This is a genomic window from Trinickia violacea (assembly GCF_005280735.1).
GTDB classification, from domain to species: Bacteria; Pseudomonadota; Gammaproteobacteria; order Burkholderiales; family Burkholderiaceae; genus Trinickia_A; species Trinickia_A violacea.
Map to the genome: position 1 here is coordinate 2,617,015 of NZ_CP040077.1, position 25,065 is coordinate 2,642,079.

Annotated in this window: 23 protein-coding genes; 6 read left to right on the forward strand and 17 right to left on the reverse strand. The window is 66.7% G+C overall.

Annotated features, from left to right (window positions below):
* Nucleotides 1-37: 37 nt before the first annotated feature.
* Genes FAZ95_RS11830 through FAZ95_RS11905 form a run of 17 tightly spaced genes read right to left on the reverse strand, consistent with a single transcriptional unit; the run spans nt 38 to nt 18,668 of the window.
* Nucleotides 38-2,206, reverse strand: a complete 2,169-nt coding sequence (locus FAZ95_RS11830; protein WP_137332626.1) for an ATP-binding protein — start codon at nt 2,204-2,206, stop codon at nt 38-40.
* A 10-nt stretch (nt 2,207-2,216) separates the two neighbouring features.
* On the reverse strand, nt 2,217-3,230 hold the full coding sequence (locus tag FAZ95_RS11835) for a hypothetical protein (protein WP_137332627.1): 1,014 nt from the start codon (nt 3,228-3,230) through the stop codon (nt 2,217-2,219).
* The gene (locus FAZ95_RS11840) at nt 3,205-3,861 is read right to left on the reverse strand and encodes a phage tail protein (RefSeq protein WP_137332628.1); all 657 of its coding nucleotides are present in this window, start codon (nt 3,859-3,861) and stop codon (nt 3,205-3,207) included. Before FAZ95_RS11840 ends, FAZ95_RS11835 begins: the two co-directional genes overlap by 26 nt.
* Nucleotides 3,858-4,934, reverse strand: a complete 1,077-nt coding sequence (locus tag FAZ95_RS11845; RefSeq protein WP_137332629.1) for a hypothetical protein — start codon at nt 4,932-4,934, stop codon at nt 3,858-3,860. The genes FAZ95_RS11840 and FAZ95_RS11845 overlap by 4 nt, the downstream gene beginning before the upstream one ends.
* Before the next feature lie 5 nt (nt 4,935-4,939).
* The gene (locus tag FAZ95_RS11850; RefSeq protein ID WP_137332630.1) at nt 4,940-7,837 is read right to left on the reverse strand and encodes a putative baseplate assembly protein; all 2,898 of its coding nucleotides are present in this window, start codon (nt 7,835-7,837) and stop codon (nt 4,940-4,942) included.
* Nucleotides 7,834-8,247, reverse strand: a complete 414-nt coding sequence (locus tag FAZ95_RS11855; RefSeq protein ID WP_137332631.1) for a GPW/gp25 family protein — start codon at nt 8,245-8,247, stop codon at nt 7,834-7,836. The genes FAZ95_RS11850 and FAZ95_RS11855 overlap by 4 nt, the downstream gene beginning before the upstream one ends.
* Nucleotides 8,248-8,296: 49 nt before the next feature.
* Nucleotides 8,297-8,944: a phage baseplate assembly protein V gene (locus FAZ95_RS11860; RefSeq protein WP_137332632.1), complete on the reverse strand. Its 648-nt coding sequence runs from the start codon at nt 8,942-8,944 to the stop codon at nt 8,297-8,299.
* Nucleotides 8,941-10,011 carry a phage late control D family protein gene (locus tag FAZ95_RS11865; RefSeq protein ID WP_137332633.1) on the reverse strand — a complete coding sequence of 357 codons (1,071 nt, stop codon included), beginning with the start codon at nt 10,009-10,011 and terminating at the stop codon, nt 8,941-8,943. Before FAZ95_RS11865 ends, FAZ95_RS11860 begins: the two co-directional genes overlap by 4 nt.
* Nucleotides 10,008-10,712: a CIS tube protein gene (locus FAZ95_RS11870; RefSeq protein WP_137332634.1), complete on the reverse strand. Its 705-nt coding sequence runs from the start codon at nt 10,710-10,712 to the stop codon at nt 10,008-10,010. The genes FAZ95_RS11865 and FAZ95_RS11870 overlap by 4 nt, the downstream gene beginning before the upstream one ends.
* Nucleotides 10,703-13,366, reverse strand: a complete 2,664-nt coding sequence (locus FAZ95_RS11875) for a hypothetical protein (RefSeq protein WP_137332635.1) — start codon at nt 13,364-13,366, stop codon at nt 10,703-10,705. The genes FAZ95_RS11870 and FAZ95_RS11875 overlap by 10 nt, the downstream gene beginning before the upstream one ends.
* Nucleotides 13,363-13,818, reverse strand: a complete 456-nt coding sequence (locus FAZ95_RS11880) for a phage tail protein (protein ID WP_137332636.1) — start codon at nt 13,816-13,818, stop codon at nt 13,363-13,365. Before FAZ95_RS11880 ends, FAZ95_RS11875 begins: the two co-directional genes overlap by 4 nt.
* Nucleotides 13,819-13,821: 3 nt before the next feature.
* Entirely contained in the window at nt 13,822-14,049 is a 228-nt protein-coding gene (locus FAZ95_RS40690) for a DUF6760 family protein (protein ID WP_367872632.1), read from the reverse strand.
* A complete protein-coding gene (locus FAZ95_RS11885) occupies nt 13,992-14,360 on the reverse strand; it encodes a phage tail assembly protein (RefSeq protein WP_137332637.1) in 369 nt (122 codons plus the stop codon). Before FAZ95_RS11885 ends, FAZ95_RS40690 begins: the two co-directional genes overlap by 58 nt.
* Nucleotides 14,357-14,803 (reverse strand): phage tail protein, encoded by a 447-nt coding sequence (locus FAZ95_RS11890; protein ID WP_137332638.1) that lies wholly within the window; start codon nt 14,801-14,803, stop codon nt 14,357-14,359. Before FAZ95_RS11890 ends, FAZ95_RS11885 begins: the two co-directional genes overlap by 4 nt.
* A gap of 12 nt (nt 14,804-14,815) precedes the next feature.
* Complete coding sequence (locus FAZ95_RS11895; protein ID WP_137332639.1) at nt 14,816-16,084, reverse strand: phage tail sheath family protein; 1,269 nt, start codon at nt 16,082-16,084, stop codon at nt 14,816-14,818.
* Between the two features lie 25 nt (nt 16,085-16,109).
* On the reverse strand, nt 16,110-18,008 hold the full coding sequence (locus tag FAZ95_RS39750; protein ID WP_217497393.1) for a phage tail sheath C-terminal domain-containing protein: 1,899 nt from the start codon (nt 18,006-18,008) through the stop codon (nt 16,110-16,112).
* A gap of 54 nt (nt 18,009-18,062) precedes the next feature.
* Entirely contained in the window at nt 18,063-18,668 is a 606-nt protein-coding gene (locus tag FAZ95_RS11905; RefSeq protein WP_137332640.1) for a Pvc16 family protein, read from the reverse strand.
* Between the two features lie 559 nt (nt 18,669-19,227).
* Here FAZ95_RS11905 and FAZ95_RS11910 point away from each other — a divergent pair.
* Genes FAZ95_RS11910 through FAZ95_RS11935 form a run of 6 tightly spaced genes read left to right on the forward strand, consistent with a single transcriptional unit; the run spans nt 19,228 to nt 25,054 of the window.
* Nucleotides 19,228-20,859: an FHA domain-containing protein gene (locus FAZ95_RS11910; RefSeq protein ID WP_137332641.1), complete on the forward strand. Its 1,632-nt coding sequence runs from the start codon at nt 19,228-19,230 to the stop codon at nt 20,857-20,859.
* Between the two features lie 37 nt (nt 20,860-20,896).
* Nucleotides 20,897-22,198 carry a PP2C family protein-serine/threonine phosphatase gene (locus tag FAZ95_RS11915; RefSeq protein WP_175425574.1) on the forward strand — a complete coding sequence of 434 codons (1,302 nt, stop codon included), beginning with the start codon at nt 20,897-20,899 and terminating at the stop codon, nt 22,196-22,198.
* Between the two features lie 3 nt (nt 22,199-22,201).
* Nucleotides 22,202-22,960 (forward strand): FHA domain-containing protein, encoded by a 759-nt coding sequence (locus tag FAZ95_RS11920; RefSeq protein WP_137332643.1) that lies wholly within the window; start codon nt 22,202-22,204, stop codon nt 22,958-22,960.
* A gap of 6 nt (nt 22,961-22,966) precedes the next feature.
* Nucleotides 22,967-23,911, forward strand: a complete 945-nt coding sequence (locus FAZ95_RS11925) for a serine/threonine-protein kinase (protein ID WP_137332644.1) — start codon at nt 22,967-22,969, stop codon at nt 23,909-23,911.
* Nucleotides 23,912-23,951: 40 nt separating this feature from the next.
* Nucleotides 23,952-24,569, forward strand: coding sequence for a hypothetical protein (locus FAZ95_RS11930; protein WP_137332645.1), 618 nt, complete (start codon nt 23,952-23,954; stop codon nt 24,567-24,569).
* Nucleotides 24,570-24,601: 32 nt separating this feature from the next.
* On the forward strand, nt 24,602-25,054 hold the full coding sequence (locus tag FAZ95_RS11935; RefSeq protein ID WP_137332646.1) for a hypothetical protein: 453 nt from the start codon (nt 24,602-24,604) through the stop codon (nt 25,052-25,054).
* Nucleotides 25,055-25,065 lie beyond the last annotated feature (11 nt).

Below are 25,065 nucleotides of genomic sequence, written 5' to 3' on the forward strand. Positions count from 1 at the left end.
GTCTCAGCGTAACAAGGCGGCCCACCCGCACGGTGCGTTATTCGGAAGCGGTCCCGAATTCACCATCCGCGACCAGCTTGCCCATTTTCCGGTACTCCCGTTGAGTCGCCGCGATCAGGTGAGGCATACGGACGATGTCATGTTCGTCGGCGGCCAGAAATGCCGCAGCAAGCGCGATATTGCGGATGCTGCCGCCCGTCAGATCGAAGCGGCATGCAAGGAGTGCGAGATCGATCGCGGGGTCGCGCGGCGTCTGCTCCGGCAGGATGCGTTGCCACATGCGGTAGCGGTCCGCTTCACCGGGAAGCGCGAAATCCACGGTGAACTGCAGGCGCCGCACGAACGCTTCATCCATGTTTCGACGGAAATTCGTCGCGAGAATCGCGATGCCTTCGTATTCCTCGATGCGCTGCAGCAGATAACCGACTTCGATATTCGCATAGCGGTCGTGCGAGTCCTTGACCTCGCTGCGCTTGCCGAACAGCGCATCGGCCTCGTCGAAGAACAGAACCGCGTTGGCCGTTTCCGCTTCGTCGAAAATGCGCGCGAGATTCTTCTCCGTTTCGCCGATGAACTTGCTGATCACCGACGACAAATCGATTTTGTACAGGTCGAGACCCAGGTCCCCGGCGATGATTTCCGCCGCCATCGTTTTGCCGGTGCCGGAGGGTCCGGCAAACAGCGCCATCAAGCCTTTGCTGGACACGAGCTTGCGCTCGAATCCCCATTCGCTGAATACCTGGTGCCGGTATTTCATGTGATTGCAGATCTCGCGCAGCTGCACGATGCGATCTGGCGGCAGCACGATATCGTCCCAGCCGACGCGCGGCGTGATCTTGCGCGCGAGCGTCGCGAGCGTCCGGTTCGAATGATGACGACACGCGTCGTAGAGGTCCTGCACGGCAACGCGCGCGTTCCCCGGCGCGCGCCAGCTTGCGAGGTTCATCGCGGTATACGCCGACTCGTCGATCTGCCGCGGCGTGAAGCGGAAGCGGGTTGCGATCCCGGACAAGTCGGCAGCGTCGATGTCGAACGGCCGGCCGCTGAGCGCCCTGCGCCACAGCTCGAGCCGCTGCGGGCCCGATAACGGCGGCAGCGCGACGCTGACATAACGCACGTCATCCGCCGGGCTAACGGGGAAGTGCGCGGTCTCGCCCGCGACGAAAGCCAGCGCAGGCCCCTTCTCGACGATCTGCCGAAACGCTGCGAGCAGCGGGCGATGTTCGTCGGACGTCAACGCATCGAATCCGCTCCAGTACAGCGCCGCGCCTGCAAGACGGGCCTCGCGATCGATCAGCACGAGACACGTGGAGAAATCGGCGCCCTGCTGCATGCGCTCGAGGTCGGCGCCGACGAGCGGCCTCCCGCATGCCAGCGCCAACGCCTTCGCGATCGTGCGGCGCCCTGATCCCGCGCGTCCCTGCAGATGCACGACGAGCCGCCGCGTGCCGCGCGCGTCCACCGCAAGCTGCTGCAAACCGCGCCTCACGCCGTCCTCTACGACGAGTGAATCGAGCGCCTGCCCCAGTTCCATCCGGCGGACATACGGCGCGATCCTGTCGTCGAGTTGATCGGACCCGAGCAGGAACGACACGATGCGGTCGTCCACTTTCAGGAACCGGCCGATCAGCGGCGATGTCGGCCGCGACGGATCGTCGAACATCTCGATCAGCCGGTAGCGCCGCAGCGGCGCATCCGCGTCGAAGCACGCGCGCGCGGCAAACCTTCTGAGGGGGTCCACTTCGAGCAGATTGAGCACGAGATCGACGCTCGGTCTCGTCTTCGTCACGTCGTCCTGCAGATACGCATAGAGCCGTTCGTAACGCGCGTCCAAGCCGACCGCGACACTGATCAGCAACACCCCGACGTCCAGTTCGCTCAAGCCGAACAGCGAGCGCAGCCGTTCGAGCCGCAACTCGACGCCCGCCGCGACGCTCGCTTGCCGGCGCGCGGCGATCTGCTCGCGCAGCGGGGCAAGCCGGGACGGCAACGCCTGATCCCGGCCCACGCCGGCGGCGAGCCACGAAGGCGCGCCGAGCGGCGCCGCGAGCAACGCATCCACGCGCGCTTCGGACAGGTAAAGGCCGCGGAACTGATCGTCCTCGGTCTGCTCGGTCCGCACGCGCGCAACCAGTGCGCGAATCAACAGATCGACCCACTCCATTTCGGCGAGCAGGTGCGCGAGCGAGTGCTCGAACTTGGTCATGGCCGCTCGCTCATGCGCCCAGCGCCGCCGCAGGGAGCGCGGCCGGGTCGCAGGTCACCTCGACCGCGACGAGCGACACCCGCGCATACCCTTCGCAGCGGATCTCCAGCGACAACGTCGAGGTCTCCGGATGCACGTCTCCTTGATCGACGCTCCAGGTCTCGTCGAACGCTCCCTGCTTCACCTCGGCCTTCAGCACCTCGCGCGCCATATGTTTGCGCTGCGCGGGATCCCAGCCGCCGATCAGCAGTTCGACGTGGAGCCGCTTGTGGTTTTCCTCGCCGGCCACGCGCAGGCGCAGCACCCGCGTCACGCCCGGCGGCAGCGCGATGGCCATGCTGCCCGCCGCGCCGCGCAGATTGGGCTGCCCGTCCAGCTCGCGATGCGCGCGCGCCTCGGTCGGGCCGACGCGAAACGGCGGCGGCGGTTCGTCCTTGTCCGGCGGAATCGGCATCGGCCTGAACGGCATCCTGAGCCAGCCGATGCGCAGGTGCGTATCGAGCGCTGCCGCGCTCACCGAACCCGGCATGATCGGCGTCTTCAGGTGGCGGCGATTGGCGAAGCTGATCGCGTCGCGGCCGAGCTGCCCCTTGTCGTTCAGTTGCACCGATGCGAGCACGACCGCGGCCTCGGCGACGCCGACCGATGCGGCCAGCACGCCGTAGCAGTGGCGCACGCGCTGACCGGCTTCATCGCCGGCTTCGGCACCGCCCTCTTCCTCGTAGGCGAGGCTGATCGCCATCAGCGATTCCGCCGCTGCCGGCGCGAGACTTAGCTTCTCCTCATGCCGCAGCTCGATCTCGTGGCCGTGTCCGTCCACCGCGAAACCCGGACTGATCGCGATCGTCGTGTCGTCCACGCGGATCACCTCGAGCCCGCGCACGACACCCCAGCTGTGCAGATTCAGCGCGTGGCGATCGCGCGCATTCGAGTGGTAGCGCTGCTCGGCGATGAAGTCGTCCTCGAGCAGCAACTGGCCGTGGAAGTACCCCGGCTTCTTATGGAGTAGCTGTCTCTTTTGCATGGGTTGTGCCTCTTCTCAACACGAGGTCGTACACGGTGTGCGCGGGCTTCGCGAAGTCCACGACGGCACGCACCCGTTGCTCGAATACGTCCCACGGCTCATGCGCTTCGCCGGCGTCTTCGCGCAGCGCGATGTCGATGCTGAAGCGAAACGGCGCTTCGCGCACGAGCACCGAATCCTCGCCGAGCCGCGCACGGCCGATCGTGAAGCCGTGCAGCGGGTTCTCGTCGATGCGGATCTCGCCGATGCCTTCGAAGCACAGCCGCAACAGCGCCTTCAGGTATCGGCGCGTGCCGCGGCGGCCGTACAGCGGCACGATGCCCGCGATGATGATCCGCAGACGGTCGGCGGAAAAGAGCCGATACGGCTCGAACGCGACCCACTGCGCGAGCCACGGCAGGAAGCGGTCCGGCGTGCGCGCATGCGCATGGTCCGCCGCATCGAGTCCGAGCGGAGCAAACAGCGCGGGAATCGCGTCGATCTGCTGCGCGATCGCCGGCGCCTTGAGATCGTCGCTCGCGAACAGGATGTCCTCGAACGCCGCGAGGAGCGCGCGCAATTGCCCCGAGTCGTCCGCTGCGCGGTAGATCGCGGGCAGGCTGTGCAGCAGCCGGTCGCCCCGTGCGGTCATCTCGCCCTCCCGCGGCGGCCCGTTTCGCTGCGAACGGCCTGCTCGATTTCGCGCAGCCCGTCATGCGCGAGCCCGAGCCGCAGGCGTTCCCACGGCTTGAGCCGCACCGATGCGAGCACTCCCTCGCTGTCGCGGATCAGGCGTTCGCCGTCGTATGGCGACGCGCCGCCGATCCGCGTGTCCACGCCGATCGTCGCGCGTCTGCCCAGCTGTACGCCTACGCCGGCCTCGGCATGCGACAACGCAGCGCGCGCCGCACCCAGCTGCAGCACGGTGACGTCCTCGACATAGTCGACGCCCGGCAGGTCGTCGACGACGCGCGCGACCTCGGTCAGATTGAGCGTCACGCCGAGCGCAGGCGCGGCGTCAGCGCCGTCGAAGCGCTGCCGCAACGCGGTCGCGATGCGCTCGGCGACAGCCGGCAACGCGGCGCCCGGCCGCAGCGCGACGCTCAAGCCGAGCCCGACGTACAGGTCGTCCGGTGCGACGACATGCAGCCGCGTCGTCAACAGGCAGCGCGGCAGCAGATACCGTCGCACGTTCGTGCGCAGCCTCGCCGCGTCTCGCTCGGACAGGTCGTCGAGCGCAGCGACGATCACGCTGACGTGCCCGGGCTGGTGCCAATCCGCGCCACGCTGCCGGCCGTCGGCGAGATCGGCGTCCACCACGCAGCGCGCGATGAAGCGCGTGTCCGCCGGAGCGTGCCGCCGCGCGGCGGCGAGCGCGAGCCCCTCGAAGTCGCTTGCGGTGATCGCGCAAGCGGGCTGCGCGAGCGCGGCCACCGCGCTGTCGAGCGCGCGCTGCAACGCGTCCGGTTCCGTGCTGTCAGTGCGGATCGCGTCATTGCGCGACGCGCCGTTGATCAGGCGCAGAAACTGCAGCTTCGCGGCCGGTGTGACGCGTCCGACGCGATAAAGCAGCAGGTCCGAAAAGTACGCGAGCAACTCGACTAGCGTCACACCCGGATCGGACGGGTTATGGTCGGTCCACTCCGGCGCATACACAGGCAGCAGCGCCAGTCCTTCGCGGACCAGATCGTCGAAATCGCGCTCGTCGGCCATGATGTCCGCCATCGTCGTCACCCCGCGCACAACCGGTGGCAGCCCGCCGCAACGAGCAGACGCGCGGCGCCGGGCGCGTCCGCCCACGCTTCGTCGAAATGCAACCGCAGCGATTGCACATGATCGAGCCCGTCGACGCCGTCGAGCACCCGATAGCAATCGGACGCGTGCGGGCGCTCGCCGAACGCCCACCCTCGCCCATCCGGCCCGCCGGCGAGCGGATGGAGGAAGCGGTTGAGAAGCGCTTCGCACTGCGCGATGACACGCGCCGGGTGCGCGTCCGGACTGATCGCGAGCGCCGCGCTCACGCTCACGCACAGATAGCTCGGTCCGAACAGGACCAGCTCGACCCCGGCCGGGCGGCGCGGCTCGAGGTACTGCCTGACGTTGCGCAGCAGCGCGGCGGACGGCTGCGGCTGCGGCGCATCGCTGCGCGGCACGATGGAGATGCCGACGACGTTCGGCGGCGGCCCCGCCGGCTCGCTCAGGTTCAGCTCGGCCGCGCCGACGGCGGCCGCACGTGCGACGTCGGGCGACGCTCGCAGCGCGAGCGCCGCGTAGTCGTCGATGCATACCGCGCGGTCGCGGTGCCTCAGCCACGCCAGCGCCGCGCCGCGCACGGCGTGCGCGTCCTGTGCGTCCTGGCCGCCGCTGGCGGCGTCGACGTTCGTGACCGACTCGACATACGGAATCGTCGTGCGCAACTGCTTGACGGTCTGTGCCGCGCAGTTGCCACGCGCGCCGCCGCCCGACGCATAGCTGATGCGGATGTTGTTGCCTCCGGCAGGCGGGATCCGTCCGCGCCGGCCGTCGCCGAACACGACGGCCCCGTTCAGCCGGTCCACGACGACATGCGGCGAGTCCGGCGCCGAGCCGTCGAAGTCCGCGACGCACTGCCACCGCACCCAGGCGGCGCCGTCCGCAGCCGGACCTTCGCGCACTTCGAGCTCCATGTCGCCGATCAACGGACTACGCGCCACGTGAAACCGCTGCGCCGCCCGGCCAGTGCTCGAGCCGAGCAGCTCGCGCTCGTACCGCGCGGTCTGCACCGCGGGCACCGCGTTCAGCACGATGCGGCCGATGTCTGGCATGGCCGTCGCGCGCGTGCCGTCCGGATCGAGCAGCAGACGCAGCCACCACAGCTTGCCGTCGGGATCCGCAACCGCATCGCGCCATGGCGCGAGATCGTCGCCGACGCTGACGGTGACGAAGCCGGATTCGCGCAGCCCTCCCGTTCGATCGAGCGCGCTGCAGTCGACCCAGCCAGTCGCGCCGCGCACCTGCCAGCGAGCAGGCGGCGTATCAGGCGCAGCCTCGCGCAACACGGGCGGTGCATCGCCCGGGTTCACGCCGACGTAGAAACTGAGCGAATGTCCCGCCAGCTCGTCGCGTGCGGCCTGCACGCCGAGGCACAGTGCCTGGCCTCGCACGTCGAGCGCGTAAAATGCGCAGAACGGCGCGCGCTGCTGCGAGTCCGTCGTTTTCCTGACCTCCCTCTGCTCGAGACCGTTATCGACAATCAGACGCTCCGGTTCGTCGGGGCCTCGCGTGATCGACACGGCGATGGCCACGCTGGCAATCGCAGGCGCGGCAGGACGGATCGCCACGCCCGCGCCGCCGGGCGCGTCGCCCGCGCTGTAGCTACCCGATACGAAGCGCGCACGTATCCAGCCTGCCGTCACGTTGCCGACCATCGCCGGCGCGGCCGCCATAGGCACGGAGAAGGCGAGCGTGCCGCTAAGCGTGCACGCGTCGGTCCCATCGATGACGGCGAGCGGAACCCAGCCCGCCGCGGTATGGATATCCCATTGCGTGCGCGGGCTGCCGTCGCGGCTCACAGGAGCGATCGGAGTGGCATCCGGGTCCGCGTCCGCCGGATTGCACAACACGATGTGCAATTCGATGCGCGCGCCGGCGAGCGCGAAGTGCTGCGACGCGAGATAGAACACGTCGCCGAAATGCGGCCGCTCGCCGAACGGGAAAAACTCCCGCGTCACGTCGAGCGGCACGCGGCCGAATAGCGCGGCCTGTGGCGGAACCGCCGCGCTCGCGTGCTGCGTCGACACATGCAGCCGCCGAATCGTCACGCCAGGCGCCGGAGCCAGCGCCGCGTCGGTTGCCGGCGCCGCACGCAGGCGAGCCGTCAGCCAGCAGCATTCGATTCCGCGCAACACCGTTTGCGGCCATGCGGAACACGCGCCGAACGCAAGCTCGCCGCTGCGCGTCAAGCCCTGCGTCGTATCGCGCAGCGGCGCGAGCGGCACAAAGCCGCCGGGGCTCGCGATGCCCCATTCGATCGCCGGCCCCTTGGGGCACGCGAAGCGGTCGTCGATCTCGACCGTCAACTGCACACCCGCGAGACAAGACGGCTCGCCGAAACGGCGATCCCCGATATGCATTGCCCGGGTGAACGGCACCGCGTCAGCGAAGAGTCCGGCGCTCGCCGCGCGGCTGTCCTGCAGGATCGCGGCCGCATCAGCGACGACTTGGCGGCGGCCATCCACCGCCATCGCGCGAGTCAGCTCCGCTCGCAACACTTGCAGGTCGCGGGTCGTCTGAAACACCGCGAGCGCCCCGCCGCCGGCCGCCGCGGCGACCTCGGTACGGCGCGGCACGACGGGCGCCTCGCGGACCGCCGGTGCGCGCACCGCCTTGAACGCGAGCGACACCGTCGCCGGCACGGGCGGCACCGGCGACGGGCGCAGCAGCGACACGAAGGCGGCGAGATGCGCGTCCGGCACGCGGTTCAGCCCGGCAACCAGGAGTTGGCAATAGTGCGTCAGCACCGCTTCGAGCGCGCACCGGAGCGGGTCGGAACGGTCCGCGCCCGGCGCGAGCGAGCGCGTCACGACGGCGGACACTTCCGCCGCTGTCCATGCCGTCCTGCTGAACACCGGTACGCGATCGGAATTCATACGAGCGGCCTGTCGAGATAGAACGGATACACGAGGTTGAAACGGCTGTCGGTCAGACGCACGCGGTAGTCGATATCGATCAGCAGCTGTTCGCCGTGCTCACCCGCGCTTGCCGCCTCCACGCGCAGCACGTCGATGCGCGGCTCCCACTCCTCGAGCGCCTCGCGCACGTGAAACGCGGCCATCGCGCGCGTCGCCGCGCTGTTCACCGCGAACACGAGCTCATGGAGTCCGCATCCGAAGGTCGGCCGCATCACGCGTTCGCCCTTGGCCGTCGACAGAATGATCACGATCGCCTGCCTCACGCTCTCCTCGTAGCGCGCGAGCGCGAAGCGCTCGCCGCCGGGTGCGCCTTCGTCGACCAGCTCGACAGGGAAACCCCATCCGACTCCCAGCACCTCTGCGGGCATCTCCGCTCCTCCTCTGCACTCGGCGGCCCTCGCGGCCCGGCCGCCTGTGTCAATTCAGGTTGATCAACGCCGCTTTCAGATTCATCTGCGCGGTGGCCGTCACCTCGACCGTCTCGGCCGCCTTGATCTGCACGCCGGCCTTCGAATCGATCTCGACACCGACGGCTTCGATCGACAGCTTGCCGGTCTGCGAGCGGATCGCGATATCGCCCTGCGCCTCGATTGATATCGTGTTGCCGGACGCCGTAATCACGATTCGGTTGTGCCCCGTCTTGTCCACGATCTCGATGCTTTCCTGCCCCGCGCGATCGCACAGCCGCACGACGTGGCCGCTACGCGACTTGATGCTGCGGTTGTCGTTGTTGCCGTCCGCATTCGACTCGTGCGCGACGTCCTTGCCGTTCCACACCGAGCCGATCACGAACGGCTGCTCGACGCTGCCGTGCTCGAACGCGACCAGCACTTCATCGTCGACCTCCGGCAGGAAATAGGCACCGCGGCCGTTGCCCGCCATCACCGTCGCGACGCGGGCCCAGTTGCTCTCGTCGTCCCGGCTGAGCCACGGGAAGCGGACCTTCACGCGATGCATGCCATCAGGATCGCGGTTGTTGGTGACGACGCCGACCACCACGCCGTAATAGCGGCCGTCCGCATCGGCGCGCGCGAGCAGACTGCGCAGCAGGTCGTCGTGCATCATGTCGCATTCCTCCTTGCCGCGAAGCGGGTCCGGTAACCCGTCGCGATCGAAAAGCTCTGCTCGGTCGCGCTCACGTAGTAGAGCCCGCTGAAGCGCTCGCCGAGCCCTTCGATCTTCACGACGATGCCGGCCCGCAGGTGCGGCTCGCCGATACAGACGCCGTCCGCGTGGATGTAGCCGAGCGCCATCTGCGCGAAACGCTGCTTCGCAACCAGATCGGCTTCCTCCTGGCTTTGCACCGGCATGCGCACCACCGTGCTGCCCGTGCTGCCGAAGATTCGCTGCACGCTCGCGGGGCCGGACGACTTGCCTTTCATCAGTGTGGGTTCGTCGCCGACGCCCGCGTGCGAGACGATCTCCTCTTTGCTCTTCGGGTTCCAGCCGCGCACGACGAGCGTCTGTACCTGACCCATCGTCGTCATCCGCGGACGGAACTCGAGCAACTCGATTTCGCGTCTCAAGGTGAGCGTCTCGCTGTCCTTCACCTTGCGCGGCCGATAGATCAGCGCGTGGCCGTCGACGACCACTTCGTGGTCGATGCGAGCCGCGCGATTCAGCAGGAACTCCAGATCGGTCTGATTGTGTTGCAGCACATACGGCAGCACGACCTTCGTGTCTTCGACCTCGGGCCTGAGTCCCGCCCCGCCCGCGAGCTGTGCGGCGATATCGCTGTCCTTCACGTTCGTGTACGAGCGCGTCTTGCGCTCGCGCATCAACCGGTGCCGGCGGTCGTAGCCGCGCACCGTGAGCGTCGGCGGCCCGCCCTCCGGAAACGTGGGCTCCAGCCCGGTGATCTCGCCGCTGAACAGGATGCGGCGGTTATCGCGGTAGCCCATTTCGATCTCGACCGGATTGCCTTCGCGAAAGAGATCGTCGTCGATCCACTTGACCTTCATGTCCTCGGTGTTCACACAGGTGAGCGAGAACGTGAACATGCCCATCGCGTCGACGTCGTCGAGCACGACGATCGAGATCAGATCGGCGGCCGCGGCGGTCGGCAGTGCCGCGCCGTTGATCTTCAGCGCGAACTCGGGTGCGAGCGTGTCGAAATCGCTGCGTGCGTTCATCGCGAGCCCGCCTTCGACGGTATGCGCAGCGCCGGCAATATCAGCGTCACGCCCGGTTGCAGCGCAAGCGGATCGTCGATGCCGTTCGCGTCGGCGATCCGGCGCCAGCAGCGCGGATCGCGATACTCGGTGGCGGCGATGCTGGCGAGCGTCTGGCCGCGCCTCACGGTCCACATCTTCACGACGTCCGACGACATCAGGTTCTGCTTCTTCAGGTCGCTCTCATTGCTGCGCCATTGCGTGAACGTGCACTTGGCCGTGCCGCGCACGGGCGTGCCGTCGTCCATGAACATCGTGTACTGCTGGTCCAGCTGCTGCAGCACGCCCTGAAAAAAAATGCTCTGGCTGCCCCAGCTGATCCGGCATACCGGCGGCCGGTGCTTTTCGCTGCGTACGGTCGTCAGCTCGAGCAGCTTGCTCATGTACACCGTGAAGACGCTCTGCTTGCTGCCGGCAGGCCTCTCGTTGTCATAGGTGTCGAAGAACAGCTCGACGCTGAGCGTGGCCGGCTGCCCGCTCGTGTACTGCAGCTCCGGACTGTCGCGCTTGGACGCCTTCTGCTGCTGCCATTGCGCCTGCCTGGCGATGCTGAGGGTCTTCGGGTTGAACATCGCGACGATCCGGAATCGCTCGTCGGACTCGCTGAACTGCATTTGCTCGCCGGGCAGCTCGACGAGGATCACCATTTTGTTCAAGGCCATGATGCATACCCTCGCCGTTCACGCTCTGACGCGAGCCTGTCCTGAATGATCTGCCATACGCGTTCGGCCAGCTCGTTCACGTCGTCCGCACGGCCTCCGGCATGCGGCGCACCCGGCGCTGCGGGGAGCGCGGCCGGCTGGGCGCCCGGCGGCGTGGCCGCACGCTGGAGGGCGGCCGGCACGACGCCGTACTCGTCAGCGACGCGCTCCACTTCCGATGGCTCGGCCGCTTCGCTGCGTGACACGCCTTGCGAGGTGGCCGCGCCCGGCCGCGCGTGAACGCCGCTGCTGCGCATCACGGAGCTAGCCTGCGATTGCACGGCTTCGGGCACTGCAGCCGAGGGCACGGCGACAGGCCCCGCAGACGCCAAGACCCGCAGGATATCCGGCATGCGGGTGTCGCCGCGTCGGACAGCGGTTGCATGCGCAGATGGCGCGACCCGCGCGGGAGCAACCGCAGGCATGCTCGGTTCACCGGCATGCGCGGGAGCGAGGGCAAAGTCGGGGAGCGCGACGCTGCCGTGGTGGCCGCCGGCCTCGCGTCGCTGAACCGTGCTGCCCTCTGGCGATGGCGACACGAGCGACGCATCGCGTCGTGCCTGCGCCGATCCGAGAGCTAGTGCCATCGCAGCTTTGCCGTGTGTAGCGGTGGCCAACGGGTTATCGCTGTAGGCCCGGATTTCGCGGGACGACGTAACGTGTGCGGATGCTGTCGCCACGGGCGGTGCTTCACTGCCGGTCCGTGCACGGTGCAGCGTCTGCGCTGCCGTTACGGTTTGTACCGGCACCGCGCTTTGGGCCCGGGCGATCACAGGCGTGGGCACTGTTCGCGAATGTGTTGGCTCGTGAGCGGTATGCGCGTCATGAGCGTCATGAGCGTCATGAGCGAGCACCTCCGGCGCGGACACGCTCGTGCCCGCCATGCCAGAACGCGCGACACTGTCCGCGTCGGATCGGACGCCGGAATGACCGGTGGCGCGCACGCCGGGCGATGCGATCACGCGCGCGACGATCGGACCGGTATCGTTCGCTGTTCGCGTGGCGATAGTCGCGGCGCCCGCCACGACGGCGCGGTCCGCCTCCCGGTGGACCGCCGCTGCGCGTTCTCCAGCCGATGCCTTCGTGTCGCGCAACCACCGCACGATGGAGCGCGCATTCGCATCCATCACGCTGTCCACGGTTCGCTCAGTAGGCGAAGGTTCCGCCGGCAGCACAACCGCTGCAGGCTCGGTGCGAGCATCGCTCGCGCTCTCGCTTTCGGCCCGCGCGGCCACGACCGGCATTGCCATCGCACTCGACACGCGCTGCACGGGTTCTGCGTCGACCGCGTCGCGATTGAGATCCGGCCCGCCGGTTGCGCTTCGCACGCCTTCCCCCGGCATCGACGCGCCAGCCTCGCGCATCGCCATGCCGTCGAACCGGGCTTCGGCAGCCGGCGTTCGAGAGGCGGCATCGCCGGTGGTGTTCCCGGGTAGCGTTATCGATCGAGACAGTGTGACGTGATCCGTGCGCACCTCCCTCCCGGCGCGCGTGAAAGTGCCGATACGACCGGCAGCTGCGAAGTCGACGCTTCGCGTCATGGCGTGTGGTTGTCGTACCCGGGGTCCGGTTGCCGGACCCGCTGCCCCACCCACATCGCCGAGCCACCGATGCAACGCCACCACCAGCGGCTTCGGCGCCGACGCCATGCGCGGCACGCGGGCGAGAACAGCCGGCAACGCTGCCGTTGCCGACGCGTGCTGCCATGCCGTGCCGGGCACAGCGGTTGTACCGGCTGAGTGCGGCGAGTTCCTCGCAGGCGCACGCATGACCGCGAATGGCGGCGTATCGACCGATTTCGACCTGGCGGATCCGTCCGCACCCCGCGCATGCGCGGCGGGCAGCCCGCGAATCGTCGGCGTATCGGCAAGCGGGCGATCCGGCAGTCGTTCGCGAGTGAGCATAGGTGTCGCAGAGGGTGCGCCACTTCCATCGTTTCCTACGTCGCGGATATCGACGACGTCGCCAACCTTGCGCACAGTGGACGCCGCGCCGCCTGTGTGCGCATCCGCAGCCCGCGAAGGCGGCGCCTCGACCATTTCGCTTGAATCGCGTGAACCAACTGGACTGATTGGGCTGACTGAGTCGCCTGCATCGCGCGCGACGGTAGGGCCCGCTCGCGTGACGTGCACTGGCTCGCCCGTCCGGGCAACCGGCGCGCTTTCGACGCGATGCGCGCCGGAGCTTGCGGATGGAGCGCCTGCTATCCGCTCCGTCGACGCAACGCTCGCTGGTCGCGCGTCGTCAGTCGCCCCCAAGGTCCCGATCGCCGCGCCGGCATGCTCGCCACCGCTTGCGCGTTCGCGCGAAATCGCCCCGTCTCGCGGAATCACACGCGCCCGCGCAACCGGCCGCGTTGCCGGCATCGCGGACTCAGGTGCCTCGCGATCGACATGAATACGCCGGCCGATCACGACCGGTCGTGACTCTCCGGCATCGTCCGCGGCGCCGCGGCCCGACATCCGGCGCCATGCGGAAGCGACGAAGTCCGCGTGCCGTTGATAGACCGCTGCGCCGATCTCACGCGTACGCACGCCCGCATTGAGCGCGGCGTGGGTGTGCCTCTGCCAGATCGAATGGCCGAGCGCGCGCGGATCGGAACTGCCGGTGCTCACGGCAGCACTCCCCGATGAACGAGCTCGATCGCTTCGAATGCGACCGCGGAGTTGCTCGCGTGCAACTCGGGACCGGTCCATTTGACCGGACAGGCATCATGAAACGTCCAGCTGAGCGGCTCGCCATGCGTCGGATCGTTGAGCGTGACGGTCACGTCTTGCCTCTCGATCTGGCCTTGCATCACTTTCTGATACCAGGACCAGAGATAGCGCGAGTCGCCGAGACCGCGCTTCAGCACGAGCCGCGACGGATACTTCGCCGGGCCGGCAAGCTGATGCTCGAAGCGGTTCTCGCCGCCTTCCCGTAGTGTCTCGACCTCGATTTCCACTGCGATGCCCGACACCTCGCTGAAGCCCGCAATCACGCCGTCCTCGCCTCCGCCGGCCTTCGTGAGCTTGACCGTGTACACGAAAGCGACATAGGGAAGATTTGCGCTGGTTGCGGCGGCCATGGACTACTCCATCGGATCGGTCTGTGCGTCATTGATTCTTCGATTGATCTTCGCCACCTCCGAGACCCAGCGATGCCGCTCGAGATGGTCAAGCTTCATCAGTTGCGAGCGCGGCCAGTGAAGGTGATACGCGACATAGGCTACCTCCTCGTAAAGCTGGTCGAGGGGGTAGCCTATGGCTCCCCCGATTCTTCGACCTCCACTTCGAATTTCTTTTCGCAGTGCGGGCAGGTGACGCGAACCCGGTTGTGCCCATTCGCGTTGATGCGCCGATACAGCTCCTCCAGATGCGCGAAGTCCGCAGCGAACATTTCCTCGATCACGCGCGGGTTGACCTGCGGCAGCTCGCCCAAGCGCGTCACCACGCGCGACAGCAGGATGATCGCGAGATAGCCGGGATTGGACTGCACGCGCGAGTCCTTCATCGGCGCGATCTCGTCGTTCGCGGTCGCGAGCCGCATCATGCCCTCGCGGTGCAGATTCCCCTGTGCATCCACGTAGCCATGCGGCAACGTGAATTCGAATTCGGTCACGATGCTCATTTCGTGCGGTCCAGACCTTCGTGCACGAGCTCGAGCGTGTCGATCGCGACTTCATTCGCAGTCGCGTTGAACGTCGGGCCGGTCCATTTGACGGGCCATGCCTCGACGAAATCCCATTGCGCGACGTCGTTGCCTTCGTCGTCCATCAGAATGATCGAGCCGTTCTTCCGGGCATTATTGATCTTGCCGTCCATCACCTGCTTGCGCCAGTTCCACAGGTCCTTGTCGTCGGTGATGCCGCGTTTCAGGGTGATGTTCGAGAACTTCTTCAGGCCGGGCAGCTTGCGAGTCGTCAGGGTCTTGTCGTCGCCTTCGCGATAGTCGACCGGATCGGTCGACGCATCGAGCCCTGACACTTCACGAAAACCCGCCCGTTGGATGCCGCCGATCGACACCCTGAACTTGAATCCGCGAAACGGGTCTGTGCGTTTTCCGGTTGCCATGATTGCTTCTCCTTATTGCCAGGCTGTCGGTACCGTGATGTTCACGCCGCTGGCGCTCTGTGTGATCCTGACGATGACGAATTCGCTCGGCGCCGCGGGCGCGAGCCCTACCTCGGCCACCACGATGCCGCTGTCGCGGCTGAACTGCGCGTTGGTTTCGGCGTCGCACTTCACGAAGTAGGCGTCGGCCTCGCTGTCGCCCTTCAAGGCGCCGCGCCGGAACAGTTCGCTGCAGTAGCGCTTCAGGCGCTCTGCGGTCAATGTCCAGAGCGGAACGCCGTTCGGTTCGAATACCAGATCGCGCATGTTGTATTCGAGCCAGCGCGTGAGCGCGAGCATCACGCGCGTCACATTCACGTACCGCCATGCGGGTCGGTCGCTCAGCGTGCGCGCGCCCCATACGCGTATGCCCCAGCCGCGCGATTCACGCAGACAGTTGACGCCCGCGTCGTTGAGCAGCGCCTGTTCGCTGTCCCCTATCACGTAGCCGAGGTCGAGCGCGCCCTCCAGCACCTCGTTCGCGGGCGGCTTGTGCACGCCGTCGCGGCGGTCGCTGCGCGCATAGACGCCTGCGACGTGACCGCACGGCGGCACGAGCAGGCCGGACGAAGTACGACTGCTCGCGCGATGATCCACCACGCGGATCCATGGAAAGTAGATCGCGCCGTAGTTGGGCGGCAGCGTCTGCCATTGGCCGATCGAGTCGATGAGCATCGCATCGGCCCCGTGCTCGGTTACGTTGGCCGGGTTGCCCGCGTACGCGTCCAGAATCGCGAAGCGCTCACCCATGCGTGCGCAGTATTCGACCACCCGCGCCTGCAGATCGAACACGCGCGCGGACGACTGCGCGATCTCCGGCCTCATGATGTCGGGCACGCAGACGAGATCGATGTCCTCGAGGTCGTCGAGCATCCCGCGAGGTTCGAACGGCGCGGCGATCGCGTCGGCCAACTTCTGTCCGTCGGGCGTCGCGGGCGCGTCGGCATCCGCCGGCTTCAAGTAGCACAGCCGCCCGCCGTTCTCGAAGAAGCCGCGTACCGCGCACGCCAGCAGGGCGCTCACGCCGTCGGCCGCAAAAGCCTGTTCGAACTGCTGCCAGCGCGTGAAGCGGTAAAGCGCGGGACCCTCCGCCCGCACATTGCCGCCCCCAGTCAGCCCCACGAACAGCGGCACGCCGCTGCTCGCCGCCGGGGGCACCTCTACCTCGCCTGCGCGCCAGTCGAAGTAGAGACCCGGCGTCCGGTAGGCGCCGGTTCCGTGCGGGGGCTGTCGCGTCTTCATCGCTTGCCGGTTCGCTCAGGCACGCTCAAGTGCGCGGGGCCCCGGTGGATTGCGTGATCCGGAAGATCACGAACTCGGCCGGCCGCACGATCGCGACGCCGATCTCCGTGATCACCTGGCCCAGATCGCGCACTTCCGGCGGATTGAGTTCCGCGTCGCATTTCACATAGAACGCCTCTTCCGGCGTCGCGCCGAAGAGCGCGCCGCTGCGCCACACGTTGGTCAGGAACGCGGAAACATTCAGGCGGATCTTGCCCCACAGCGCTTCGTCGTTCGGCTCGAAGACGATCCACTGCGTGCCCTCTTCGATCGACTTCTGCAGAAACAGAAAGAGCCGGCGTACGCTCACATACTTCCACTCGCTGTTCGCGTCGCCGCCGATCGTGCGCGCGCCCCAAACCGTCACCGCGTTGTTCATGATCCGGATCGCGTTGACGCCCTGCGGGTTAAGCAGTTCCTGCACCGGCTTGCTGACGTAGTACTTGACCTCGATCGCGCCGCGTATCACGCAATTGGCCGGCGCCTTGTGCACGCCGCGCTCGGTGTCGGTGCGCGCATAGATGCCGGCGAGGTGTCCGCTCGGCGCCACATAGGTTCGGCCTCGATATTTCGGATTCACCTTGCGCGCCACGTCGCCGTCCTGCAGCAGCTTCGCCGGGTCGATGACCTCGATGTGCGGAAAATAGAATGCCGCGTTCTTGCACGGACGCGGCAGTGCGGCATTCTCGCCGGCGCTCGTGTAGTTCAGCTGCTGCACGTCCAGGTCGTTGTCGTCGCCGTCGTTCACGACCTGCTGGCTGTCGAGTATCGCGAAGCAGTTCTCGCGATTCTCGACGTGCGTCATCAACGCCTCCCAGTTGTCCGCCGACTTCGGCAAACCCGGTATCGCGATGATCGCGAGTTCGTCGATCGACTTGAAGTTCTCGAGAGCGTCTTCGAGCTGTTCCTCTCTGTCGATGCGGCAGACAAAGGCCTTCGTTCCGCCGTTCTTGAAGAAGCCGTTGACCGCGTGCGTCAATGCGTGATGCCCCGGGTGCATTGGGCTGAAGGTCCAGAGGTCGGGATTGTCGTACGGCAAGTCCGGCGTGTCCTTGTATGCGGAGAAGGTGCCGAAGCGCTGCGCGTACTCGGTGAAGTTGGTGCACAGCTTCGTATCGAGGCTCTCCACCTTCAGCGTGAACTCCTGCAGGATGAACGGCCTCAGGATCGAGCGCGCGAGCAGCGTATCGTCTTGCTTGATGTCCTCGTACGTGTCGTCCTCTTGCTCGACGAGCTTGGCCGGCGCGGCGTCCGGCGCAGGGGCGGGTGCGGCGCCGCCGGCCGGCGGCGTCGTTCCGGCGATGCTCGCCCTGAGACTGGTCAGCTCGGCCGCTTTCGCGTTCACCGCGGCGTCGAGCCGATTGAACTTCTGTACCGCCTGCGTCTGCGCCCTCTGCGCCCTTTGCTGCTTGGCGCTTGCATCTTCGAGCGCCTGCTGCAGTTCCGCCCGGTTCGCGTCCGTCGCCGCTTCGAACGCGGTGGTCGCGTTCTGCTCCGCCGTATTCGCTGCATCCAGTGCGCTTTGCGCGGAATTGACCGCCGTCTGCGCTGCGTCAAGCTGCGTCTTCAGATCCGTCAACTCGCGGTTTAGGCTGTCCTCGGTGTTGCGCAAAACCGCGAGGTTGGCCGCCGCCGCTTCCGCGGCGCGCGCCCTCGCTGCGGCATCGCCGGGCTGTCCCGGGCCCGCCGCTCGCAGCTCGGCCAGTTCCGCTGCCGCGCGCGCGGCGACGGGATCGTAGTCCGGATTCGGCACGGGAACATAGATCTTCGGCGGCACGATGCCGATGAACCCGACGACGTTCGTTCCCACTCCCGCGATCGGCTGTTGTGCGGACGGGACTTCTTCCACATACACGCCAGGGGCAAGATAAGTAGCGCTTGACATAGAGACGTCCCCTTTCTGTCATATCCGCTAAAACGGTTGTTCAATCCGACGTTTTCAACCCGCCACACGTCTGCCCAGCACGGACTCGAAATGAAAGATTCTTTCCGTGACGAGCCGCACCTCCTCGGGCACGGCGACATCGACGGAAAGCGTGACGGTGTAGTTGATCGCGGCCTTCGGCTTACCGCCCATCGCCTGCCAGAACTCGCCGAGGCTTTGCAGGCGTCCGGGCTGCAATGCGCTGACGGGCAGCGGCAGATCGCTCGCGACAAGACTGCCGCGCAGCAAGTCCTGCGGAATCGTTCGATACCTCAGCAATGCGCGCATCACTTCACCGAGCAGGCGATGTTCGTCTTCGGCGGGATTCGCGAGCCCTTCGCGCGGCCATGCCGTGATCAGGTACGACGCGTCGACGCGAACCGGCATCCGGCGGCGCTGCGCGGTGCCGTCCGCATGATGGTCGAGCATCACGTCGTTGCTGCGCAGCTCGAGATTTTCGCGAACGTCGTAGAGAAACAGATCGATAGCGGGCGTAGTGACGGACTGAGGAGGAAAGCGATCGTCCGGAGCCTCGAAGCTGACCTGGATCTGCTCGGAAAGGCCTGGCGCCAACTCCCGTCTGAGCAAGGCCGCGAGTGTCTTGTCGAGGTCGTCAATCATGAGCCATGTACCTCGTGGCTTTCCTCGCCACCTCAGTTCCTGCGGACACGGACCGCGCAAGATCGCAAGCGGCCGATTCGATTAACGAATTACCACAGGCTGATTCAGAGGGGAACAAAAGATGTATTAAGGGATTTTTCGCCGTTACGCCGTTAATTTCCGCCGTTAATTTCCGACGTTGAATGCAGACTTCATGGCCTTTTATGGATAGAGCATGCGATCCTCGATGTCAAGGACGCCGATGTATTCCCGGTGCTCGTCCGACTCCCGCAGGTAGGACGCTTGACGCGATATTCGCCCCCAATTTCCATTTGAATTCCAGACACCCATGCGCTCGCATGCGTCATCTCCTCCACGCAGCGCCTATCGAATTCATGTAGTCCGCTTGACAAACACAAAGCCCGTGTCTAAACCTATTTCAGAAATGCGGAATGTGTTTCGTTTTATAGACAATGACGTTACGTAGCACACACTCAATAAACACCTCTGCCGCCGGCACTGAATGCGATGCCGGAGTGCCGGGCGCTCTCCGTTGAGTGGTGACAGGAAAGGGTTGGCAATGTCCGTCGAACCCAATGCACACACCGCATGCGGGGCGGCTGCATGGTTGCGCCACATTCGCGCAGCCGTTGCCGGGGCGCTCTTCGTTGCTGGCTGCAGCGCATTCGCAGCCAGTCTGCAGATCGTGTCGCTGGCTGAGGTGAAACCGGGCTCCGTAATCGCGACGGTTCGCACCGCCGACAATCAGCCGCCCACCACCGCGTTCCATCTTCTGTTCCCGACCGCCGCGCCCGGTGCGCAGGACTTCACCGCGAAGGAAGTCACGCCCGTCACCGACGCGTCCGCGGACCTCGCAACGACCACGATCCTCTGCGTCGACCGCAGCGGCTCGATGAGGCTCGTGGTGCCGTCGATGAAGGCTGCGCTGCGGGACGCGTTTGCCTCGCCGCGGCCCGATCTGCGTGCGTCGCTGCTGTCGTTCGGCACGACGGTATCGAAGCAGTTGCAGCCTCTGTCGAACGACCCGGCGCAAGTGAAGCGTGCGCTTGACGGGATCCAGGCCGAACACGGTCCGGACGGCAAGACGCTGCTTTACGACGCGATCATCCTCGCGATCAACCGGTTGAAGGACGATCCCGGCGTGCACGCGGGAAGCCTGCTCGTCATATCGGACGGCAAGGACGAAGGCAGCTCGATCGCGCTCGACAATCTCGTCAACGATGCGAAAATGCGCGGCTATCCCATTGATTCGATCGGCTACGGCAAGCTGGCTCCGGCGTCGTCGGGTTCGCTCGCAGCGTTGTCGCGCGCGACGGGTGGCAAGTTCGTGCTCGCGCAGACAGACGCGCAACTGTCCGATGCGATCAGAGACGACCTCGGCACGAAGCCGCTGCCGGCCTTCAGATTGCGGTTCGACTATCCGGCGTCGAGCGCCAAGACACCGGCCGGCGCCGCGATGCTGCAATACGCAGTCGCAGGGGCGAGCACAGCAAGCGTGCCGGTGACGGTGCCGCTTGCCGCACCCGAGGCTAACGCAATCCGTCCCGCTAGCACACAGGCCGCAGCTGCGGCACCCGCGGAGAACGAGTCGTGGCTCGACGCATTGAAAAAGCGTCTTGCCGGTTCGTCTGCGCTGATCAGCATCCGCTTCACCACGCTGACGGCCGCACTGCTCGCACTTTTAGCCGCGCTCGCGTGGATCTTCCTGCTTCGCCGGACGAAGAAACCACCGCCCGAGAAGATCGTCGACGAGTCGATCGACGCGCCCCCCGCCAGCACGCGCCCGGTGCGCGCGCAGACGCAGATCAGCCCGGACTTTCCTGCGCCGCGGCAAGGCGAGCCGGCGGCCTGGCTGATCGGCCGCTCGGGTCACTGGCGCGGCAAGCGGTATCCGATCGAGCGCGCCATGATCCACGTCGGCTCCGACGAAAAGTGCGAACTGGCTGTCACCGGCGACGACTACGTGTCGCGCCGGCACGCAACGATCCGCTACGAAGCAGGCGGGCTCTATCTGGCCGACCTGTCGTCGACGAACGGCACGTTCCTGAACGGCACGCGCGTGTCGCAGACCCCGAGCATGCTGGTCGCCGGCGACGACATCCGGTTTGGCCATACCTCATTCGAACTGCGCGATGCGAACGAAGACGCTCCGGCGCCCCGTCGCAACGGCGACAGACACAGGGTGCCGTAGCACGGCACGCACGCGGTCGACACGCAGCGGCGACGGTATGACGGCAACCCGCGGGACGAATCGATGGTCGGTGGGACAGCGCTCGGAGACCGGCTACGTGCGAACCGAAAACCAGGATCGCATGAGCTGGGTGCGCACGCCGGTGGCGGACGTGTTCATCGTGCTCGACGGCATGGGCGGCCACGCCGGTGGCGGTATCGCCGCCGAGCTGGCGGTGCAGGTGCTGCAGCGGCATTTCGAAACGCTCACGTCGCTTGCGTCGGTGGAAGCGGTGCTGAGAAGCGCATTTGCCGACGCGAACGCGGCGGTGTATGCGCGCAGTCACTCGGGAGACCCGGCGACGCGCGGCATGGGCACGACGGCGGTGGTCATGCTCATCGCGGGCTGGCGCTTGATGCTCGCGCATGTGGGCGACAGCCGCGCCTATCTGCTCACCCGTAGCGGCGCATTGCAGCGTTTGACGAAAGATCACAGCCGAATCCAGAGGTTGGTCGATACGGGCTTGCTGACGGACGCACAGGCCGCGACCCATCCGGATGCGGGCATTCTGGAGCGAGCCATCGGGCACGCTCCGCAGGTGGAGGTGGAAGTCGGCCAGTGGTTGCGCGTGCGCGCGGGCGAAACGTGCCTGCTCTGCTCCGACGGCTTGTGCGGCTATATCGGCGATGCGGACATCGCCGCGATCATGCGCAGCGATCGCACGCCGCAGGAGCTTGCCGACGAACTCGTCAGGCTCGCGCTCGAGCGCGGCGGCGCGGACAACGTTACGGTTCAAGTGGTCCGGCGCGACCGCGTCCATGTGCTTGCGCCGTGGCGGCGGTTGCGCGCACGGTTCACGCCGGGCGCCGCTGCGATTGCCGCGCCCGCTGCGCTCGTTGGGGTACTGGGCGCGGGATGGCTAGCGTCGCTGCCGACACAGCTCGAGTCCGAGCGCGAGACCGCGGCGAACACGGTCGCACTCAGAAGCGAAGTGCAGCAAGACCGGAAGGTTGCCGATGAGCGTTACGAATCGACGAAGCAGGAACTCGCGGCTATCCGCACGAGACTCGACCAGCTCGGCGGGAGCGGTTCCCGCGCGAATGCTTCCAGTCCACCGGTGACGCCGCACGCGCAAAAGCCGCCCTCGGCAACCGGCAAGAAGGAAGGCGCCGCGCCGTTGGCAGGGCGTCGCCACGTAGGCGGCCCATCGCATACCGCGCGTGCGCAACGCGAGGCGGCCGTGGCGGACGCCGCATCCGCGGCCGGCACGCAACCGGCATCACAGCCGGCACCGCAGCCTGGACCGGAGTCCGCGCCGCATCCGCCGGTCGCGGACGGTCCCGATCCAGCAGGGAGTTGATTCATGAGCGACAAGTCAATCTGGTCTTCCATCGCGCGGCGCTTCGGCGGCGGACGTCACACCGCGGCCGGAACAAGCGGCAACGGGCACACCTGTCCGAAAGGACACCCGATGGACCCGAGCTGGACCAGCTGCCCGCGCTGCGAGGCCGAAAGCCGTCAGCAGGAACGCAGCGCGGCGGATGCCATGTCGCAGTCCTTCAGTGAAAACATCGAGAGGAGTCCCACCATGCCGCGCGACACCATGATTTCGTCCAACGACGAACCGCGATCCGGCCATCCCGGCACCCGGGTCGACACCGGCGAAGACAGCGAGCCGCCCGTCACGCAGCGCGCCGCGCCGCGCCGCAGGATCACCGGCGTGCTCGTCACGTTCACGTGGAACGGCCAGGGCGATCTTTTCGTGCTCTTCGAGGGCCGCAATGTGATCGGCAAGGGCTATGTCGAAAGCGAGGGCGGCAGACCGTGCGACGTGCTGCTGCATGCGGACAGCACGATGTCCAACGAACACGCGGTGATTCTCTGCCGCGCCGGGCGCTACGAGCTGTTCGACCGGCAGAGCACGAACGGCACGTTCGTCGACGAACGGTTCGTCGAGAGTCACGGCGTCGAGTTGAAGGACGGCGCGAAGATCAGGACCGGTGCGACCATCTGGCTGCTCAGAAAGATCGAAGCGGACGCAAGCGGCGCAGCAGCGGGACCCGCGCGGCACGACGAGCCCTACGACGAGCCGAGCGGACGCGACCCGTCGAGGGTCCGCTAGACACGTATGAGCTTGCGTCCCGGACAGCGCGTCGGGCCGTATGTCGTCGACGATCTGCTTGGCGCCGGCGGCATGGCCAGCGTCTGGCGCGCGCGGGACGACAGGAACGGACAACAGGTCGCGATCAAGGTCATGGTCGAAATGTTCGCCGACGATGAGCAGATCACCGCGCGCTTCATCGACGAGGTGAAGCGCCATGCGCAACTGCGTCACCCGAATATCGTCGCGGTGCGGGATGTGTTCAGCGTGGGCGGCATGCCATGCATGGTGATGGACCTCGTGCCCGGCGGATCGCTCGCGACGGCGCTCGATGCGAGCCCGGGCCGCCGGCTGCCGATGAGCGCCGCGCTGCCGCTCGTCAAGGACGTGCTCGCCGCGCTCGACTATGCACATCGCAAGGGCATCGTGCATCGCGACGTCAAGCCGTCGAACATCCTCCTCGACGAGCGGCATCAGCATGCCTGGCTGTCCGATTTCGGCATCGCGCTCGGCATCGGCGAAAAGCGCCGCACACGCGCGGGCGTGTCGGTCGGCACCAATGCGTACATGAGCCCGGAGCAGATCCGCGCGGAGGCGATCGACTTTCGGTCGGATGTCTACAGCATGGGCTGCGTGCTCTACGAAACGCTGACCGGCCAGCCGCCCTTCGTCGCACCGGAGGCTGGCCCGGACTCGGCGCGCACCGCCGTGCTCGCCGCGCACCTGCGCGACGAGCCGATGCCGCCGCGGCGGCGCGAAGCATCGATTCCCGCTCCGGTGAGCGCGCTCATCATGCAGGCACTGGCGAAAGATCCGGCCCTGCGCGTGGCCGGCTGCGCGGAATTTTCGCGGCTGCTCGACGCCTCGGCCACCGCTGCGAACCGGCCGCGCTCACGGTGGTGGTTGGCCGCGTCGATCGCGCTGATCGCCGCGGTCGCGATTGCGCTGATCGCGCTGATGGCGCTCGGATAGCCCGCGCCGTGACAAGAACTGAGGACGAGGAGAACACGTGATGAACAAATGGCTCATGGTGACGGCGCTGACGCTGCTGACCTCGGCGTGCGCCACCCAGCAACAGACCGCCTCGCTCGAGTGCGGCGCGGCCGGCGCCGGCATCGGGTTCGTCGCCTGCAAGCTCGCGGGCGGCAGCGACGCAACCTGCGCCGCGGTCGGCGGCGTGGCCGCCTTGGGTGGCGGCGTGCTGTGCTATAGCCTGTCCGCGAATCTCGACAAGCGTCGCAAGGAGCTGGCGGGCCACGAAAACGACCTCGACGCGCGGCTTCGCTACATCAAGGGGGTGAATGCGGACGCTGCCGCATACAACGAGGGCATGAAGAAGGATCTCGTGACGATCACCCAGCACACGGACACCGTCGTCACGCAGATCCAGCAGAAGACGATCGACGAACAGGCTCTTGCGAAGGAGCGTTCGGATCTCGACAAGAAGTTGAAGAATGCGCACGACTCGATCACCGCGCAGCAGGATTCGATCGACCTGATGCGCAAGCTCCAGGCACAGAAGAATTTTCAGGATCAGCAGCTCACGCAGGAGCTGCAGCGTCAGCAGGTCCTGCTCGCCGAGACGAAGCAGCAGACCGCCGTGCTTGCAAGCCAGCGTGCGCGGATCTGACGCCGTTCGCCCACTCACTGAAAGGTGCCGCAATGCACAGCCATCCCGTCCCGCGCGCTCTCGTGACCGCTGCCGCGTTATGCGGCGCCGGCTGCACGGTGATCAGCCAGTACCAAGACGTGCAGTCCACGCAGCAGCGAGTGAACGCGAAGGAAGCCGAGCTCGCCGACGAAGAACGGCTGCAGGCGGACCTGCACAACCAGATGAAGCAATTGAGCGCCGACCTTGCGAACCAGAAGATGACGAGCGACGAGCTGGACCGCCGGCTCGCAGCGCTGCAAAAGCGCAACGACCAGCTCGCGGCGACCAATGCGCAGGAGCGGCAGAAGACCGCGCAGGCGCGCGCCGAGCTCGCGCAATACCGCGCGCAACTGGATGCGCTCAAGCGCAACAAGAGTCCCGACGACGATCAAACGCGCGCGCAGATCAACGCGCTGAAGGATGAGATCCGCAAGCGGCTCGACAATCTCGCCAACGCCGAATGAGCGCCGCGTCG

Bases quoted from the DNA above. Each gene is read 5' to 3' on its own strand.
- FAZ95_RS11830 (WP_137332626.1), bottom strand. From the start codon at position 2,206: ATGACCAAGTTCGAGCACTCGCTCGCGCACCTGCTCGCCGAAATGGAG.
- FAZ95_RS11835 (WP_137332627.1), bottom strand. From the start codon at position 3,230: ATGCAAAAGAGACAGCTACTCCATAAGAAGCCGGGGTACTTCCACGGC.
- FAZ95_RS11840 (WP_137332628.1), bottom strand. From the start codon at position 3,861: ATGACCGCACGGGGCGACCGGCTGCTGCACAGCCTGCCCGCGATCTAC.
- FAZ95_RS11845 (WP_137332629.1), bottom strand. From the start codon at position 4,934: ATGGCGGACATCATGGCCGACGAGCGCGATTTCGACGATCTGGTCCGC.
- FAZ95_RS11850 (WP_137332630.1), bottom strand. From the start codon at position 7,837: ATGAATTCCGATCGCGTACCGGTGTTCAGCAGGACGGCATGGACAGCG.
- FAZ95_RS11855 (WP_137332631.1), bottom strand. From the start codon at position 8,247: ATGCCCGCAGAGGTGCTGGGAGTCGGATGGGGTTTCCCTGTCGAGCTG.
- FAZ95_RS11860 (WP_137332632.1), bottom strand. From the start codon at position 8,944: ATGATGCACGACGACCTGCTGCGCAGTCTGCTCGCGCGCGCCGATGCG.
- FAZ95_RS11865 (WP_137332633.1), bottom strand. From the start codon at position 10,011: ATGAACGCACGCAGCGATTTCGACACGCTCGCACCCGAGTTCGCGCTG.
- FAZ95_RS11870 (WP_137332634.1), bottom strand. From the start codon at position 10,712: ATGGCCTTGAACAAAATGGTGATCCTCGTCGAGCTGCCCGGCGAGCAA.
- FAZ95_RS11880 (WP_137332636.1), bottom strand. From the start codon at position 13,818: ATGGCCGCCGCAACCAGCGCAAATCTTCCCTATGTCGCTTTCGTGTAC.
- FAZ95_RS11885 (WP_137332637.1), bottom strand. From the start codon at position 14,360: ATGAGCATCGTGACCGAATTCGAATTCACGTTGCCGCATGGCTACGTG.
- FAZ95_RS11890 (WP_137332638.1), bottom strand. From the start codon at position 14,803: ATGGCAACCGGAAAACGCACAGACCCGTTTCGCGGATTCAAGTTCAGG.
- FAZ95_RS11895 (WP_137332639.1), bottom strand. From the start codon at position 16,084: ATGAAGACGCGACAGCCCCCGCACGGAACCGGCGCCTACCGGACGCCG.
- FAZ95_RS39750 (WP_217497393.1), bottom strand. From the start codon at position 18,008: ATGTCAAGCGCTACTTATCTTGCCCCTGGCGTGTATGTGGAAGAAGTC.
- FAZ95_RS11905 (WP_137332640.1), bottom strand. From the start codon at position 18,668: ATGATTGACGACCTCGACAAGACACTCGCGGCCTTGCTCAGACGGGAG.
- FAZ95_RS11910 (WP_137332641.1), top strand. From the start codon at position 19,228: ATGTCCGTCGAACCCAATGCACACACCGCATGCGGGGCGGCTGCATGG.
- FAZ95_RS11915 (WP_175425574.1), top strand. From the start codon at position 20,897: ATGACGGCAACCCGCGGGACGAATCGATGGTCGGTGGGACAGCGCTCG.
- FAZ95_RS11920 (WP_137332643.1), top strand. From the start codon at position 22,202: ATGAGCGACAAGTCAATCTGGTCTTCCATCGCGCGGCGCTTCGGCGGC.
- FAZ95_RS11925 (WP_137332644.1), top strand. From the start codon at position 22,967: ATGAGCTTGCGTCCCGGACAGCGCGTCGGGCCGTATGTCGTCGACGAT.
- FAZ95_RS11930 (WP_137332645.1), top strand. From the start codon at position 23,952: ATGAACAAATGGCTCATGGTGACGGCGCTGACGCTGCTGACCTCGGCG.
- FAZ95_RS11935 (WP_137332646.1), top strand. From the start codon at position 24,602: ATGCACAGCCATCCCGTCCCGCGCGCTCTCGTGACCGCTGCCGCGTTA.